At 65.7% G+C, this 16,380-nt stretch carries 15 protein-coding genes; 7 read left to right on the top strand and 8 right to left on the bottom strand.

Going from position 1 to position 16,380, the window contains the following annotated elements:
• Position 1: 1 nt before the first annotated feature.
• The 3 genes from algC to coaBC all read right to left on the bottom strand — a co-directional run bounded on the left by algC (position 2) and on the right by coaBC (position 4,305).
• A complete protein-coding gene (gene algC / locus ACFW0H_RS19140) occupies positions 2 to 1,399 on the bottom strand; it encodes a phosphomannomutase/phosphoglucomutase (RefSeq protein ID WP_422915509.1) in 1,398 nt (465 codons plus the stop codon).
• A 1,235-nt stretch (positions 1,400 to 2,634) separates the two neighbouring features.
• Positions 2,635 to 3,090 (bottom strand): dUTP diphosphatase, encoded by a 456-nt coding sequence (dut, locus tag ACFW0H_RS19145; protein ID WP_422915445.1) that lies wholly within the window; start codon positions 3,088 to 3,090, stop codon positions 2,635 to 2,637.
• 6 nt (positions 3,091 to 3,096) lie between these two features.
• On the bottom strand, positions 3,097 to 4,305 hold the full coding sequence (gene coaBC, locus ACFW0H_RS19150; protein WP_422915446.1) for a bifunctional phosphopantothenoylcysteine decarboxylase/phosphopantothenate--cysteine ligase CoaBC: 1,209 nt from the start codon (positions 4,303 to 4,305) through the stop codon (positions 3,097 to 3,099).
• Between the two features lie 136 nt (positions 4,306 to 4,441).
• Between coaBC and radC the strand changes: the two genes are divergently transcribed.
• Positions 4,442 to 5,116: a RadC family protein gene (gene radC / locus ACFW0H_RS19155; protein ID WP_422915447.1), complete on the top strand. Its 675-nt coding sequence runs from the start codon at positions 4,442 to 4,444 to the stop codon at positions 5,114 to 5,116.
• Here radC and ACFW0H_RS19160 read toward each other — a convergent pair.
• Positions 5,113 to 6,687, bottom strand: coding sequence for an ABC transporter substrate-binding protein (locus tag ACFW0H_RS19160; protein ID WP_422915448.1), 1,575 nt, complete (start codon positions 6,685 to 6,687; stop codon positions 5,113 to 5,115). The two genes, radC and ACFW0H_RS19160, sit on opposite strands and share 4 nt — an antisense overlap.
• 358 nt (positions 6,688 to 7,045) lie before the next feature.
• Between ACFW0H_RS19160 and rpmB the strand changes: the two genes are divergently transcribed.
• Positions 7,046 to 7,282 carry a 50S ribosomal protein L28 gene (rpmB, locus tag ACFW0H_RS19165; protein WP_044400708.1) on the top strand — a complete coding sequence of 79 codons (237 nt, stop codon included), beginning with the start codon at positions 7,046 to 7,048 and terminating at the stop codon, positions 7,280 to 7,282.
• 10 nt (positions 7,283 to 7,292) lie between these two features.
• Positions 7,293 to 7,448 (top strand): 50S ribosomal protein L33, encoded by a 156-nt coding sequence (gene rpmG / locus ACFW0H_RS19170; protein WP_003457707.1) that lies wholly within the window; start codon positions 7,293 to 7,295, stop codon positions 7,446 to 7,448.
• Positions 7,449 to 7,781: 333 nt separating this feature from the next.
• Here the strand turns inward: rpmG and ACFW0H_RS19175 are convergent, their stop codons facing one another.
• A complete protein-coding gene (locus ACFW0H_RS19175; RefSeq protein ID WP_422915449.1) occupies positions 7,782 to 8,147 on the bottom strand; it encodes a cupin domain-containing protein in 366 nt (121 codons plus the stop codon).
• A 14-nt stretch (positions 8,148 to 8,161) separates the two neighbouring features.
• Positions 8,162 to 9,502, bottom strand: a complete 1,341-nt coding sequence (aptA, locus tag ACFW0H_RS19180) for an omega-aminotransferase AptA (RefSeq protein ID WP_422915450.1) — start codon at positions 9,500 to 9,502, stop codon at positions 8,162 to 8,164.
• A gap of 229 nt (positions 9,503 to 9,731) precedes the next feature.
• Here aptA and ACFW0H_RS19185 point away from each other — a divergent pair, with 229 nt between their 5' ends.
• A complete protein-coding gene (locus ACFW0H_RS19185) occupies positions 9,732 to 11,225 on the top strand; it encodes an aldehyde dehydrogenase (protein WP_422915451.1) in 1,494 nt (497 codons plus the stop codon).
• Positions 11,226 to 11,353: 128 nt separating this feature from the next.
• Entirely contained in the window at positions 11,354 to 12,505 is a 1,152-nt protein-coding gene (locus ACFW0H_RS19190) for an MFS transporter (RefSeq protein WP_422915452.1), read from the top strand.
• 177 nt (positions 12,506 to 12,682) lie between these two features.
• Here ACFW0H_RS19190 and ACFW0H_RS19195 read toward each other — a convergent pair whose 3' ends face one another.
• On the bottom strand, positions 12,683 to 14,005 hold the full coding sequence (locus tag ACFW0H_RS19195) for an NAD(P)/FAD-dependent oxidoreductase (RefSeq protein ID WP_422915453.1): 1,323 nt from the start codon (positions 14,003 to 14,005) through the stop codon (positions 12,683 to 12,685).
• Positions 14,006 to 14,103: 98 nt separating this feature from the next.
• Positions 14,104 to 14,592, bottom strand: a complete 489-nt coding sequence (locus ACFW0H_RS19200; RefSeq protein WP_016495366.1) for an Lrp/AsnC ligand binding domain-containing protein — start codon at positions 14,590 to 14,592, stop codon at positions 14,104 to 14,106.
• Positions 14,593 to 14,750: 158 nt separating this feature from the next.
• Here ACFW0H_RS19200 and dadA point away from each other — a divergent pair, with 158 nt between their 5' ends.
• Complete coding sequence (gene dadA / locus ACFW0H_RS19205) at positions 14,751 to 16,049, top strand: D-amino acid dehydrogenase (RefSeq protein ID WP_422915454.1); 1,299 nt, start codon at positions 14,751 to 14,753, stop codon at positions 16,047 to 16,049.
• The gene (locus tag ACFW0H_RS19210; protein ID WP_422915455.1) at positions 16,024 to 16,377 is read left to right on the top strand and encodes a RidA family protein; all 354 of its coding nucleotides are present in this window, start codon (positions 16,024 to 16,026) and stop codon (positions 16,375 to 16,377) included. Before dadA ends, ACFW0H_RS19210 begins: the two co-directional genes overlap by 26 nt.
• Positions 16,378 to 16,380 lie beyond the last annotated feature (3 nt).

Genomic DNA, 16,380 nt, shown 5'->3' on the forward strand with positions numbered 1-16,380 from the left:
ATCAGAACGGCAGGTTGAGTTCAGGGGCGATGAGGTTGAGCTGGCTGCGGAACACCTGCTTGATGCGCTCCAGTTCTTCCTCGGTGTCGGCCTCGAAGCGCAGCACCAGCACGGGGGTCGTGTTGGAGGCGCGGACCAGGCCCCAGCCCTTCGGATAATCGACACGCACGCCATCGAGGGTGGTGAGGTTGGCTTCGCCCCAGCTGGCCTCGCGCTGCAGGCGCTCGATCAGGCGGAACTTGCTCTCGTCGGTGACGGTGATGTTGATTTCCGGAGTGGAGACGTCTTTCGGGAAGGCCGAGAACACAGTTTCTGCGTCACGCTTGTCCTGGCTGAGGATTTCCAGCAGGCGGGCGGCGCTGTAGATGCCGTCGTCGAAGCCGTACCAGCGCTCCTTGAAGAAGATGTGGCCGCTCATTTCGCCGGCCAGCAGCGCGCCGGTTTCCTTCATCTTCTTCTTGATCAGCGAGTGGCCGGTCTTCCACATCACCGGGCGGCCACCGTAGCCGCTGATGAGGGAGGTCAGGCGGCGGGTGCACTTGACGTCGAAGATGATGTCGGCGCCCGGATTGCGCGATACCACGTCCTTGGCGAACAGCATCAGCAGGCGGTCGGGGTAGATGATGGTGCCTTCGTTGGTCACCACGCCGACGCGGTCGCCGTCGCCGTCGAAGGCCAGGCCCAGGTCGGCGCCTTCTTCCTTCACCTTGGCGATCAGGTCTTCCAGGTTCTCGGGCTTGCCCGGGTCCGGGTGGTGGTTGGGGAAGGTGCCGTCGACGTCGCAGTAGAGCGGGATCACGGTGCAGCCCAGGGCTTCGATCAGCTGCGGGGCGATCACGCCGGCCACGCCGTTGCCGCAGTCCACCACGACCTTCATCGACTTGGCCATGGCGATGTCGTCACGGATTTCCTGGAAGTAGCGGTCCAGTACGTCGACCACTTCGACGCTGCCGACGCCGCTGGCCAGGTCGTTGTTCTGGATGCGGGTGTGCAGGGCGGTGATCTGCTCGTTGGCGAGGGTTTCGCCGGCGACCATGATCTTGAAGCCGTTGTAGTCCGGCGGGTTGTGGCTGCCGGTGAGCATCACGCCGGACTTGCCGGCCAGCACGTTGGCCGCGTAGTAGAGCGCCGGGGTCGGCACCATGCCGACGTCGCTGACCTGGCAGCCGCAGTCCAGCAGGCCCTGGATCAGCGCCTGGACCAGCTCGGGGCCGGACAGGCGGCCGTCGCGGCCAACGGAGACGCAGGCTTCGCCGCGGGCCAGGCTCTCCGAGCCGATGGCGCGGCCAACCCAATAGGCGGTCTCGGTGGTGAGGGTGTCGCCGACCACGCCGCGGATGTCATACGCGCGGAAAATGCTGGCGGGCAGGGTGGGGGCGATCTTTTCGATGCTGGTCATGGCGGGGGCTTGCTCCAATCCCAGGAAGTCCTGGTCGTCGTCGAGGATGTCGATATCGAGAATGTCGGTATCTTGGAAAAGCGGGTCGGCCGATTTGGCCGGTCGAACGGGTGCCGGGGCAACAGGGTTGCTGGCGGCCGTCTGGACCTGGCCATTGTCCGGCGCCGGCTCGGGTTTGCGCCTTGGCTGGCGAACGAGTGTCTGGGCCAGGCTGTCCAGCGCCGGCAGGCGCAGACTGAAGGCTTTGACGCTCTTGCCGTTCGAGAGTTCTTGCAACAGCTGATTGAGTTGCTGAGCGTCGTCGCGCAGCTTGCGTAGCAGGGCGCCCTGGCTGAGCTTCAGGCCGGCCACGGCGCCGCCCAGGGCGAGCAGGGCGGCCAGGGCCAGCAGCAGGGGCGAGAACGGCACTTCGGTCAGGGCCGGGCCTGGCGTGAAGCTGAGCTTCCAGTTCGGGTTGCCGCTGTCCAGGGCGATGGGGACGGCATCGGCGGCCTGGCCGCGCTGGGCCAGGATCTGGGCCGGGGAATTGCGAAATTGCTGGGTCAACTGCAGCTGGCCGATGTCCGCTGGCAGTATTGGCAGGCTGCCCAGCAGATGCTCGAGGTCGAATACCAGCAGCAAGGTGCCCCGGGGCGTGCTCGTGTCGTCCAGGCGCAGCGGAGCGGTGCTGTAGACCAGCCAGCGCTGGTTGACCTTGTACGCTTCGGGGCTGGGCTGCTGCCCGGCTTCCAGGCGACGCAGCATGTCCAGGGCGGCAAAGTTCATCGGTCCGGCGCGCTGGCTGTTCTGCTGGGCCTGGCCCGGCAGGTTGAGATGTGCGTCGACTACCCCGTCGCGATAGCCCAGGCCGCGCTCGGCGGCCATCAGGCGGCCGGTGTCGCCGCTGTTGAGGGCGTCGATCAGGCTGGGGTCGTGGGCGGCCGTGGCAGTCTCGGCATGCAGCTGGGCAATGGCCTGGCGCAGGGTGGCGGCCTGGCTGCCCCCCCAGGCCTGGCTGAGTTGGTCGACCCGGTTCTGCTCGGCGGGATGGATCAGGCCGAACCAGAGCAGGGCGCCGGCGGCGGCCACTCCGGTCAGGGCCGCAAGGGTGCCCGGAAGCAGGTCGTCCGCGCCTGCGCGCCCAGGCTTCGCACCAGCCGGCAGGCTGGTCGATCCATTGGGGGCGGCATCCTTGCTGCTGCGCTTGAAGAGTTTCACTGAAAGGCTCCTCGGCGGTTCATCCTGATGGCGGGCGGTCAGTGGCTGCCGGTGTGACCGAAACCGCCGGCGCCGCGCTGGCTTTCGTGGAACTCGTCGACCAGCTCGAAGTGTGCCTGGACCACAGGCACCAGTACCAGTTGGGCGATGCGCTCGCCAATGGCGATGCGGAAGGCGGTCTGGCCACGGTTCCAGCAGGACACCATCAGCTCGCCCTGGTAATCGGAGTCGATCAGGCCCACCAGGTTGCCCAGCACCACGCCGTGCTTGTGGCCGAGGCCCGAGCGCGGCAGGACCAGCGCCGCCAGTCCCGGGTCGGCGATGTGGATCGACAGCCCGGTGGGAATGAGCACGGTCTGCCCCGGCTCGAGGACGATTTCTTCCTTGAGCATGGCACGCAGGTCGAGGCCGGCGGAGCCCGGAGTAGCGTATTGCGGCAGCGGGAATTCGCTGCCGATGCGGGAATCGAGGATCTTGGCTTGCAGTGAGTGCATGGAATCTCAGGCCTGGTTGAGGCGGTCGGCGATGAAGGTGATCAGCTGGCGGGCGATCTTGCCCTTGCTGGTCTGGGCGAAGCTGCTCTGGGCCAGGTCGCGGTCGATGACGGTGATGGCGTTTTCCTCGCTGTTGAAGCCGATGCTGGGGTTGGCCACGTCATTGGCGACGATCAGGTCGAGGTTCTTGTCCTTGAGCTTGCGCGAGGCGTACTCGAGCAGGTTCTCGGTTTCGGCGGCGAAACCCACGCTGAAGGGGCGGTCGGGTCGGCTGGCGAGGGTCGCGAGGATATCGGGGTTGCGCACCAGCTGCAGCAGCAGGCCCTCGCCGCTGGTCGGGTCCTTCTTCATCTTGTGCTGCGCGACCACTTCCGGACGGTAGTCGGCTACCGCCGCGGCGGCGATCAGCAGGTCGCAGGGCATGGCCGCTTCGCAGGCGGCCAGCATGTCGCGGGCGCTGACCACATCGATACGGTTGACCCGGTCCGGCGTGGGCAGGTGGACCGGGCCGGTGATCAGGGTCACCTTGGCGCCTGCTTCCACCGCGGCCTCGGCCAGGGCGAAGCCCATCTTCCCGGAGCTGTGGTTGGTGATGTAGCGCACCGGGTCGATGTTTTCCTGGGTCGGGCCCGCGGTGATCAGCACATGGCGGCCGGTGAGGGCGCGGTGCTCGAAGCAGTCGGCGGCGCGCTGGGCCAGTTCCTCGGCCTCCAGCATGCGGCCCAGGCCGACGTCGCCGCAGGCCTGGCTGCCGGCGGCCGGGCCGAACAGGCGCAGGCCGCGGCGGCTGAGGATTTCCAGGTTGGCTTGGGTGGCCGGGTCGCGCCACATGGCCTGGTTCATCGCCGGGGCCAGGGCTACCGGGGCGTCGGTGGCCAGCACCAGGGTGGTCAGCAGGTCGTCCGCCACGCCCTGGGCCAGGCGCGCCATCAGGTCGGCGGTGGCCGGCGCGATCAGTACCAGATCGGCCCAGCGGGCCAGTTCGATATGACCCATGGCCGCTTCGGCGGCGGGATCGAGCAGGTCGAGGTGAACAGGGTGGCCGGAGAGCGCCTGGAGGGTCAGCGGGGTGATGAACTCGCGGCCGCCCTGGGTCATGACCACGCGGACCTCGGCGCCCTGGTCGCGCAGCCGGCGGACCAGTTCAGCGCTCTTGTAGGCGGCAATACCGCCGCCCACGCCCAAGAGGATGCGTTTCCGATAGAGCCGCTGCATAGGCCTGCCTTTTATGGAGGTTGACGATGCGCTGCGGCGAAGGCGCCTCCCCAGGCCGATCGCCGCGCAAAAAGGTGGGTTAAGATAGCACAGCGCCCGCACTGGAACAGCGGCGCGGCTCAATCATGGAGGCAACATGAGCATCCGCAACTGGCCCGCGGGCGAGCGCCCGCGGGAGAAGCTTATTGAACTGGGGGCGGCGGCCCTGAGCGACGCCGAACTTCTCGCCATTTTCCTGCGTACCGGAGTTGCCGGGCGCAGCGCGGTCGACCTTGCACGCCACCTGCTCAACGAGTTCGGCAGCCTGCGCGCATTGCTGGACGCCGAGCTGCATGACTTCAGCCAGCATCTTGGCCTGGGGCCGGCCAAATTCGCCCAGCTGCAGGCGGTGCTGGAAATGGGGCGCCGTCATCTCGCCGAGGGATTGCGCCGCAATTCCGCGCTGGAGAGCCCGCAGGCGGTCCGCGACTTCCTCAAGGCGCAGCTGCGCCATTCCCGGCACGAGCAGTTCGCCTGCCTGTTCCTCGATGCCAAACACCGGGTGCTGGCCTTCGAGGTGCTGTTCCACGGCACCGTCGATGGCGCCAGCGTTTACCCGCGCCAGGTGGTCAAGCGCGCCCTGGCGCACAATGCCGCGGCCCTGATCCTCAGCCACAACCACCCCTCGGGCGTCGCCGAACCCAGCCAGGCCGACCACCAGCTGACCCAGCGCCTCAAGGAGGCGCTGGCGCTGATCGATGTGCGGGTGCTGGACCACTTCATCGTGGGGGACGGCGAGCCGCTGTCCATGGCGGAGCGCGGAATGATCTAGTTCAGGCGCACCCTGGAAAAGTCCTGTCGGCCGAAGGGGCTGACCTGATAGCCCTCGACATTGGTGCGGGTCAGGGCGAAGGCGGTGGGGTGGGCCAGGGGTAGCCAGAGTGCCTGCTCGCGGATGAGCTGCTGGGCCTTTTCATAGAGCGCGGTGCGCTCGCCCTGGGCGGTGTGGCTCTTGCCATCGCTGATCAGCTTGTCGAGGTCGGCGTTGCAGTAGCGCGCGAAGTTGAGGCCGGACTGCACCGAGGCGCAGGAAAACTGCGGGGTGAGGAAGTTGTCCGGATCGCCATTGTCGCCGGCCCAGCCCATGAACAGCAGATCATGTTCGCCGGCCTTGGCGCGGCGGATCAGCTCGCCCCATTCGATCACGCGGATCTCCGCCTGGATGCCCACTTTGGCCAGGTCCGCCTGCAGCAACTGCGCGCCGAGGCTGGGGTTAGGGTTGAGCAGGCTGCCGGAGGGGCGGGTCCAGATGGTGGTCTTGAAGCCGTCCGCAAGGCCGGCCTCGGCCAACAGCGCCTTGGCCTTCTGCGGATCGTGGGAGTACGCGGGCAGGTTCCTGGCGTAGCTCCAGGTATTCGGCGGGTAGGGGCCATCGGCGGCGGTGGCGCTGCCTTCGAAGACGGCCTTGAGGTAGCTCTGTTTGTCGAAGGCGAGGTTGATCGCCTGGCGTACCTGGGGCTTGTCCAGGGGCGGGTGCTGGCTGTTGATGCCGACGAAGGCGGTCATGAAGGCCGGGGTCTCGATCACCCGGATGTTCTTGTCTCCGGCGGCGGATCGCACATCCAGCGGCTTGGGTGACAAGGCGATCTGGCACTCGCCGCGGCGCAGCTTCTGCAGGCGCACATTGGCGTCCGGCGTGATGGCGAATACCAGGCCGTCGACGCCCGGCTTGCCGCCGAAATAGTCCGGGTTGGCCGCATAGCGCACCGTGGCGTCCTTCTGGAAGCGACGGAAGACGAAGGGTCCGGTGCCGATGGGCTGGGCATTGAGCTTTTCCGGAGTGCCGGCTTTCATCAGCTGGTCGGCGTATTCGGCGGAGTAGATAGAAGCGAAGCCCATGCTCAGGGTCGCGAGGAAGGTGGCGTCCGGCTTGTTCAGGCTGAAGCGCACCTGCTGCTCGTCCAGCTTGTCGACGCTCTTGATCAGGCTCGGCAGCTGCATCGACTGGGCGTGGGGGAAGCCGCTCTGGGCCACCTTGTGCCAGGGGTTGGTGGGATCCAGCATGCGCCGGAAGCTGAAGACGACGTCGTCGGCATTCAGCGGGCGGCTAGGCTTGAAGTAATCCGTGGCATGGAAGGTAACGCCCTGGCGCAGGTGGAAGGTGTAGCTCAGCCCGTCAGCTGAGACCTCCCAGCGCTCGGCCAGGCCGGGGACCAGCTGGCCGCGCTGCGGGTCGAATTCCACCAGGCGGCTCATCAGCACGTCGGCCGAGGCGTTGGTGGTGGTCAGGGAGTTGTACTGCACCACGTCGAAGCCCTCGGGGCTGGCCTCGGTGCAGACGCTGAGGGTCGCGGCCTGGGCGAGCAGCGGGGCGAACAGCAGCGGCAGGGCGGCAAAACGCATGGCAGACTCCTTTGCGATGGCGGATGGGCCCGCTTCGGGCCAAAGGCCTTACCCTAGACCATGGCCGGCCGCCGAACAATGCGCGGCGGGCGACGAGCGGTCGCTGCGCTCGGGCGGCCTTGCAGCGCCGGTGCGGGTACAATTGAGGGGTTGGCGGGCCTGTGGGTAAAACGCTGCGGCCCTTGCTGCACTAGGGTCTTTCTGATATAAAGCAGCGCTCTTTTCTGGGGGCCCGGTCTTTCGCAGTCTAATTGCGGCCGGTAAGACCCTGACGAGACGGGCGCTCAAGCGCCCACAATGTGAGAGTTCAAGCGGCCAACCCATGCCGGGTTGGGCATGTGGTTTAGAGGGCTGAGGTATGTCGAGAGTCTGTCAAGTAACCGGTAAGGGTCCGGCTACTGGGAACAACATTTCCCACGCAAACAACAAAACCCGTCGTCGTTTCCTGCCGAACCTGCAGCACCATCGCTTCTGGGTCGAGTCCGAGAAGCGCTTTGTGCGTCTGCGCGTTTCCGCCAAGGGCATGCGTATCATCGACAAGCGCGGCATCGACGTAGTTCTGTCTGAACTGCGCGCTCGCGGCGAAAAGGTTTAAGGAGCTAATCATGCGTGAACTGATCCGTCTGGTGTCCAGTGCCGGTACCGGCCATTTCTACACCACCGACAAGAACAAGCGCACCACTCCCGACAAGATCGAGATCAAGAAATTCGATCCGGTTGTGCGCAAGCACGTGATCTACAAGGAAGCCAAGATCAAGTAATTGATCCTGCCCTTGCGAAGAAGCCCGCCCAGTGCGGGCTTTTTCATGCCCGGGATTTGCCTCTGGCTGATGGGGCTGGGCCCAGCTGTAGCCCGGATGCAATCCGGGAGCGCGGGTGGGGATTTCCCCGGATTTCATCCGGGCTACGGACTGAGGAGCCGTCGGATGGGGCGGGCGGTGTTCCGCGAGCTTGCGATACCCATCGATCTTCACGCGGCAGCATGGGTATCGCTCCGCTCCACCCATCCTACAAGAGCCGTTCTCTTGCCCGTGCCCATAAAAAAGCCCGCCAGAGGCGGGCTGAAGGGTGACAAGCATGGCGGGCGAACAGGCTCAGCGGGCGGCCTGTTCGAAAATCACGTAGACCTTGCGGCAGGGCTCCAGCACTTCCCAGGTGCCGGAGAAGCCGGCCGGAATCACGAAGCGGTCGCCGGCGCGCACGGTCTTGGCGTTGCCGTCCGCATCGCGAATCACCGACACGCCCTGGAGAATCTCGCAGTACTCGTGCTCGGTGTAGCTCACCGTCCAGTGGCCCACGGCGCCCTCCCAGATGCCCACGTTGAATTGCCCGCAGGGGCTGCCGTAGTGGTTGCGCACGCTCTGCTCGGGGTCGCCCTTGAGAATCTTCTCGGCTGCCGGGCGGTAGTGTTCCGGAGCGGTGGTGGCCTGGGCGAAGTCGACGATCTGCTGGATGTTCATGGTGCGGTCCCTGTTCAGGCGGCCTTGCGGATGGCGTCGGCGAGCTTGCCGACGAGAATGTCGATCTGTTCCTTCTCCACGATCAGCGGCGGCGACATGGCGATGGTGTCGCCGGTGACGCGCACCATCACGCCGTCGTGGAAGCACTGCTCGAAGACCTGGAAGCCGCGCTTGCCCACGCCTTCGGCGCTCGGTGCCAACTGCACGCCGCCGACCAGGCCCACGGCACGGATGTCGATCACGTTGGGCAGATCCCTCAGGCTGAGCAGGGCATCCTGCCAATAGCCTTCCAGTTCGATGGCGCGCTCGAACAGGCGCTCGCCCTGGTAGATGTCCAGGGTCGCCAGCGCGGCGGCGCAGGCCACCGGGTGGCCGGAATAGGTATAGCCGTGGAAGAACTCGATGGCGCTTTCCGGGCCCTGCATGAAGGCCTGGTGGATCTCCTCGGCGACGAACACCGCGCCCATCGGAATGGCGCCGTTGGTCAGGCCCTTGGCGCAGGTGATGATGTCCGGAGTGACGCCCCAGCGCTGGGCGGCGAAGGCCTGGCCGACGCGGCCGAAACCGGTGATGACCTCGTCGAAGATCAACAGGATGCCGTGCTTGCGGGTGATCTCCCGCAGGCGCTGCAGATAGCCCACCGGCGGCAGGATCACACCGGCCGAACCGGACATGGGTTCGACGATCACGGCGGCGATGTTCTCGGCGCCGTGCAGGGTGACCAGGCGCTCCAGTTCGTCGGCCTTCTCGATGCCGAACTCCGGCAGGCCGCGGCTGAAGGCATTGCGCTGGATATCCAGGGTGTGCGGCAGGTGGTCCACGTTCGGTAGCAGGGCGGGGAAAGCCTTGCGGTTGTTGACCATGCCGCCCACCGAGATGCCGCCGAAGCCGACGCCGTGGTAGCCCAGCTCGCGGCCGATCAGGCGGGTGCGGGTGCCCTGGCCGATGGCGCGCTGGTAGGCGAGGGCGATCTTCAGGGCGGTATCCGCGGATTCCGAGCCGGAGTTGGTGAAGAACACCTTGCTCAGGCCCTTGGGTGCCACATCGGCCAGGCGCTCGGCCAGTTCGAAGGGCAGCGGGTGGCCCATCTGGAAGGTGGGGGCGAAGTCCAGTTTGGCGATCTGCCGGCTCACCGCCTCGGTGATCTCGCGGCGGCCGTGGCCGGCGTTGCAGCACCAGAGGCCGGCGGTGCCATCCAGCACCTGGCGTCCATCACTGCTGGTGAAGTACATCCCTTCGGCGCTTTCCAGCAGGCGCGGGTTGGCCTTGAACTGGCGATTGGCGGTAAAGGGCATCCAGAAGTCATCGAGGCTGTTGGATATTCTGCCCGGTTGTGGCGCAAAGGCATCGGTCATTGTGGGCACCGGAAAAGGCAAGGTGAGTAGTTGTAATGGTCTGGTGGCAGTCTATGTTTGATAAATTGAACAAGGCAAGGGTGTTTGGCGGAATTTTGTCAAATATATTGAAAAGGCTCGCGTGTCTGGTTTAGGGTTGCGAGGATGGCCATTCGTAGGTCGGCCTTGCAGAATTTTTGACAGTGCATGCCCTGAGCTGGCGGCACTCTTCTAATAAGAGGAAAGCTCCATGACCACCCTGACCCGTGCTGACTGGGAACAACGCGCCAAGTCCGTGCAGATCGAGACCCGCGCCTTCATCCATGGCGAGTACACCGGCTCCGTTTCCGGCGAGACCTTCGACTGCATCAGCCCGATCGACGGCCGCCTGCTGGGCAAGGTTGCCAGCTGTGACCTGGCCGACGCCGAGCTGGCCGTGAAAGATGCCCGCGCCACGTTCGAGTCCGGCGTCTGGTCGCGCATGGCCCCGGTCAAGCGCAAGCAGGTGATGATCCGCTTCGCCGACCTGATCGATGCCCACGCCGAAGAGCTGGCCCTGCTGGAAACCCTGGACATGGGCAAGCCGATCGGTGACTCGCTGAGCGTCGACGTGCCGTCCGCGTCCCGCGCCATCCGCTGGAGTGGTGAGGCCATCGACAAGATCTACGATGAAGTCGCCGCCACCCCGCACAACGAACTGGGCCTGGTGACCCGTGAGCCGGTGGGCGTGGTCGCCGCCATCGTGCCGTGGAACTTCCCCCTGCTGATGACTTGCTGGAAGCTCGGCCCGGCGCTGTCCACCGGCAACTCCATCGTCCTCAAACCGTCCGAGAAGTCGCCGCTGACCGGTATCCGCATCGCCCAACTGGCAATCGAGGCCGGCATTCCGGCGGGCGTGTTCAACGTGCTGCCGGGCTTCGGCCACACCGTGGGCAAGGCCCTGGCCCTGCACATGGACGTTGACACCCTGGTATTCACCGGCTCCACCAAGATCGCGAAGCAACTGATGATCTACGCCGGCGAATCCAACATGAAGCGCGTCTGGCTGGAAGCCGGCGGCAAGAGCCCGAACATCGTCTTCGCCGACGCTCCCGACCTGCAGGCTGCCGCCGAAGCCGCGGCCGGCGCCATCGCCTTCAACCAGGGTGAAGTCTGCACCGCCGGTTCGCGCCTGCTGGTGGAGCGCTCCATCAAGGACAAGTTCGTGCCCATGGTGGTCGAGGCGATCAAGGCCTGGAAACCGGGCAACCCGCTGGACCCGGCGACCAACGTCGGTGCCCTGGTCGACACCACCCAGATGAACAACGTGCTGTCCTACATCCAGGCCGGCCATGACGACGGCGCCAAGCTGGTAGCCGGCGGCAAGCGCGTGATGGAAGAAACCGGCGGCACCTACGTCGAGCCGACCATCTTCGACGGCGTGAGCAACGCCATGCGCATCGCCAAGGAAGAGATCTTCGGCCCGGTGCTCTCGGTCATCGCCTTCGACAGTGAAGAAGAAGCCGTCGCCATCGCCAACGACACCATCTACGGCCTGGCCGCGGCGGTGTGGACCAACAACCTGTCCCGCGCCCACCTGGTCGGCAAGGCCCTGCGCGCTGGCAGCGTCTGGATCAACCAGTACGACGGTGGTGACATGACCGCGCCCTTCGGCGGCTTCAAGCAATCCGGCAACGGCCGCGACAAGTCGCTGCACGCGTTCGACAAGTACACCGAGCTGAAGTCCACCTGGATCAAGCTCTGATACCACATTGAGGTCCGCCCCTCGCGATTCGAGGGGCCGGCTCTGCGAGCCACGCCTGCGGCCGGGTTTCCAGTTATGGAGCCCGGCCTTTTTTGCTTTGCCCCACACGGAAAGGGAGGACATCGGCGATGCGTTGGGGAACCTATTTCGCCGTCTGTGGCGCAGTCATCAGCATCGGCCTCGCCCTGGGCGTGACCATGCCGCTGGTGTCGCTGCGGCTGGAAAGCTGGGGCTACGACAGTTTCGCCATCGGTGTGATGGCCGCCACGCCTGCGGTGGGCGTATTGCTCGGTGCGGTAATCGCCGGACGACTGGCTGCGCGCTTCGGAACCACCACACTGATGCAGCTGTGCCTGCTGGTGGGCGCCCTGTCGGTGGCCATGCTGGCGCTGGTACAGGTCTACCCGGTCTGGCTGGTGCTGCGGCTGCTTATCGGTGTCGCCCTGACGGTGGTCTTCATCCTCGGCGAGAGCTGGATCAACCAGCTTGCGGTGGAGCAGTGGCGCGGGCGCCTGGTGGCCCTCTACGGCACCGGCTACGCGCTGAGCCAGCTTTCCGGCCCGCTGCTGCTGAGCGCCCTGGGCACCGGCAACGATTCAGGCTTCTGGACCGGCACCGGCCTGCTGGTGGGCGGTTCCCTGCTGCTGCTCGGCCGCAGCGGTGCGCCCAGCGTCGATGCCCACAGCGCCTCGGGGCGCGGGCTCTGGTCCTTCTGCATGCGCCTGCCTACCATCGCCTGGGCGGTGGTGCTGTTCGCCGCGTTCGAAGCCATGATGCTGACCTTGCTGCCGATTTACGGCCTGCGCCAGGGCTTCAGCCAGGACGTGGCGCTGCTGATGGCCAGCGTGGTGGTGGTGGGCGATGCCGCCCTGCAACTGCCCATCGGCTGGCTGGCCGACCGCATGTCCCGGCGCAACCTGTTCCGCGCCTGCGGCCTGATCCTGCTGCTGAGCAGCCTCGGCGTGCCGCTGCTGCTGCACACGCCGCTGATCTGGCCGCTCTGGGTGCTGTTCGGCGCCAGCGCCGGTGGGCTCTTCACCCTGGCGCTGATCCTGATCGGCGAGCGATATCGGGATGACGAACTGGTGCGGGCCAATGCCCATATCGCCCAGCTCTGGGGCATCGGCTGCCTGGTCGGCCCGCTGCTGACCGGTGCCGCAAGCCAGTGGATCAGCGGCCATGCCCTGCCGCTGATCATGGCCCTGGGCGCCGCTGGATTCGTCTGGCTGGCCTGGAACCGCGAGCTGTTCGAGGGCGATGCCGAGGCGGTAGCCGACTGAGAAAAAGGGGCCGGCAGGTGCTCCATGAGGTGGGGCCTGAGTCACCCCTCTCCCTCCGGGAGAGGGGCCGGGGGTGAGGGAGTTCGCAGGCCAGCTCGGTAATAGGCCATTCTCGCGAATGAGTTAGCTCCCACAGGCAGGGTGGAAATCCGCGTGGCGGATTTCCACCAAAGGGGATCAGGCGATCCCCGCCGCTTCCTTCATCCGGTACCAGAGCATGCCCAGGGCCAGCAGCGGCGAGCGCAGGTGGGGGCCTCCCGGGAAGGTGATGTGCGGCACCCTGGAGAAGATATCGAAGCCGTTGCTCTGCTCGCCGCAGATCGCCTCGGCCAGCAGCTTGCCGGCCAGGTGGGTGGCGTTCACGCCGTGGCCGGAATAGGCCTGGGCGAAATAGACGTTGGGCTGGTCCGGCAGCCGGCCGATCTGCGGCAGGCGGTTGGCGCCGATGCCGATCATGCCGCCCCACTGGTAGTCGACGCGCACGTCCCGCAGCTGCGGGAAGACCTTGAGCATCTTTGGTTGCATGTAGGCGCCGATATCCGCCGGATCGCGCCCGGAGTAGTGGCAGGCTCCGCCGAACAGCAGGCGGTTGTCGGCGGAGAGACGGTAGTAGTCCAGGGCCACGCGCTGGTCGCAGACCGCCATGTTCTGCGGCAGCAGTTCATGGGCCAGCTCGGCGGGCAGCGGCTCGGTGGCGATTACGTAGCTGCCGGCGGGCAGCACCTTGCCGCCGAGGGTGGAATTGAGGTTGTTCATGTAGGCGTTGCAGCCCAGCACCAGGGTCTTTGCCCGGACCTGGCCACGGGCGGTGTGCACCTTCACTTCGGGGCCGTAGTCGATGCGCGTCACTGCGGAGTTTTCGAACAGGCGAACGCCGAGGGACTCGGCCGCAGCGGCCTCGCCCAGGACCAGATTGAGCGGATGCAGGTGGCCGGAACCCATGTCGATCAGGCCGCCCACGTACTGGTCCGAGCCCACCACACTGCGCATCTCGTGGGGCTGTACCAGGCGCAGCTCGTGGCGGTAGCCGAGGCCTTTGAGTTCTTCCATGTCTTCGGCGAAGCCGGCGAGGTGGCTCGGCTTGTTGGCCAGGTCGCAGTAGCCCCAGGTCAGGTCGCAGTCGATGGAGAATTCCTCGACGCGCTGGCGGACGATCTCCACCGCTTCCAGGCCCATCAGCTTGAGGGCGCGCACCCCATCGGCACCGATCACCGGCTCGAACTGCTCGACGCCATGGCCGACCCCGCGGATCAGTTGCCCGCCGTTGCGTCCGCTGGCGCCCCAGCCGATCCGCCGGGCTTCCAGCAGCACAACCTTGCGGCCACGCCGGGCCAGCTCGATTGCCGTGTTCAGCCCGGAGAAACCGCCACCGACAATGCACACGTCGGCCAGCTCCTCTCCCGCCAGGGGTGGGTACTCGATGCGACGATTGGCGGTCGCGGCGTAGTAGGAGGGGGCGTGCTGTTCGGTATGCACCGGGATGCGAACGCGGGCGTTCATGTGCGAAATCCTGATTTTATTGTTTGGAAAATTTAACGCCCGGGCAGGATAAGACGAACCCCTTGGCCTGCCAAGGGGTTCGGGACGCTCGTAACAAATCAGTCCGGAATCGGCAGATTCAGCGATTCCTTCACCTCTTCCATGACGATGTAGGACTTGGATTCGCGCACGTGGGGCAGCTTCAGCAGGATGTCGCCAAGCAGCTTGCGGTAGGAGGCCATCTCGTTGATCCGCGCCTTCACCAGGTAGTCGAAGTCGCCCGACACCAGGTGGCACTCCAGCACGTGAGGCAGCTTGAGCACGGCGCGGCGGAAGTCCTCGAAGGTGTCGCCGGACTTGTAGTCCAGGCTGATCTCGACGAACACCAGCAGGCTGGCCTTCAGGTGCTGCGGGTTAAGGCGGGCGTTGTAGCCGAGGATGATGCCCTCGCGCTCCAGGCGGCGGACGCGCTCGGTGCAGGGCGTGGTGGACAGGCCCACGCGCTCGCCCAGCTCTGTAAAGGAGATCCGGCCGTCCTCCTGCAGGATTCGTAAAATATTCCGGTCTATCTTGTCCAGTTCACGACGGGATTGATGCTGCGTACGCATGGTGGATGCCCCTCCGTTGAAGCCCATTCAGCCGAGATTTATCGCCAAATATAGCTATCTATATAGTGAATATCACTGGGACTGTCTTCCTATACTGCGCGCCATTGACGCTCAAAATAACAAACGCAGCGAATTCCCCGCTGCGAATGGAGACAGACATGCGTGTGATGGTCCTTGGCAGTGGTGTGATCGGTACGACAAGCGCCTATTACCTGGCCCAGGCGGGGTTCGAGGTGGTCGTGGTCGACCGTCAGAACGCCGTGGCCATGGAAACCAGCTTCGCCAACGCGGGCCAGGTTTCCCCCGGTTATGCATCGCCCTGGGCGGCGCCCGGCGTGCCGCTGAAGGCCGTCAAATGGATGCTGCAGCAGCACGCGCCGCTGGCCATCCGCACCACCAGTGATATCGACCAGTACCTGTGGATGACGCAGATGCTGCGTAACTGCACCGCCGCCCGCTATGCGGTGAACAAGGAGCGCATGGTGCGTCTGTCCGAGTACAGCCGCGACTGCCTCGACGAGCTCCGCGCTGAAACCGGCATCAGCTATGAAGGCCGCGCCCTCGGTACCACTCAATTGTTCCGCACCCAGGCCCAGGTAGACGCCGCGGCCAAGGACATCGCCGTGCTCGAGCGTTCCGGCGTGCCGTACGAGTTGCTCGACCGCGACGGCATCGCCCGCGTCGAACCGGCCCTGGCCAGTGTCAAGCACAAGCTGGCCGGTGCTCTGCGCCTGCCCAACGACCAGACCGGCGACTGCCAGCTGTTCACCACCCGCCTCGCCGAGATGGCGGAGAAGCTGGGCGTGGAATTCCGCTTTGGCCAGAACATCGAGCGCCTGGACTTCGCCGGCGACCGCATCAACGGCGTCTGGATCAACGGCAAGCTGGAAACCGCAGACCGCTATGTGCTCGCCCTCGGCAGCTACACCCCGCAGATGATCAAACCGCTGGGCATCAAGGCGCCGGTCTATCCGCTCAAGGGCTATTCGCTGACCGTGCCGATCACCAATCCGGACATGGCTCCGACCTCGACCATTCTCGACGAGACCTACAAGGTCGCCATCACCCGCTTCGACAAGCGCATCCGCGTGGGCGGCATGGCCGAGATCACCGGCTTCAACCTGGACCTGAACCCGGCGCGCCGCGACACCCTGGAAATGATCACCGCCGACCTCTACCCGGAAGGTGGCGACCTGTCCCAGGCCGTTTTCTGGACCGGCCTGCGCCCGGCGACCCCGGATGGCACCCCGATCGTGGGCGCCACCCCGTTCCGCAACCTGTTCCTCAACACCGGACACGGTACCCTTGGCTGGACCATGGCCTGCGGCTCCGGCCGCCTGCTGGCCGACCTGATGGCGCGCAAGCGTCCGCAGATCAGCGCCGAAGGCCTGGACATCTTCCGTTATGGCAATTCCAAGGAGACCCCGAACAATGCAAATCCAGCGCCTGCGCACTGAAACCCGCTACAGCGAAATCGTCATCCACAACGGCACGGTCTACCTGGCCGGCCAGCTGGATGAGAAGCACAGCGCGGGTGTCGGCCAGCAGACCCGAGAAACCCTGGCCGCCATCGATGCGATGCTGGCCGAGGCCGGCACCGACAAGAGCCGCATCCTGTCGGTGACCATCTACCTGAAGGACATGGAAGCCGACTACGCCGCGATGAACGCGGTGTGGGATGCCTGGGTGCCGAAAGGTGCCGCTCCGGCCCGTGCTTGCGTCGAGGCGAAGCTGTATTCGCCCGACGTGCTGGTGGAGATGACGGTCATCGCCGCGCTTCCCTAAGTT

This window comes from Metapseudomonas cellulosilytica (assembly GCF_049334135.1).
GTDB lineage: Bacteria > Pseudomonadota > Gammaproteobacteria > Pseudomonadales > Pseudomonadaceae > Metapseudomonas.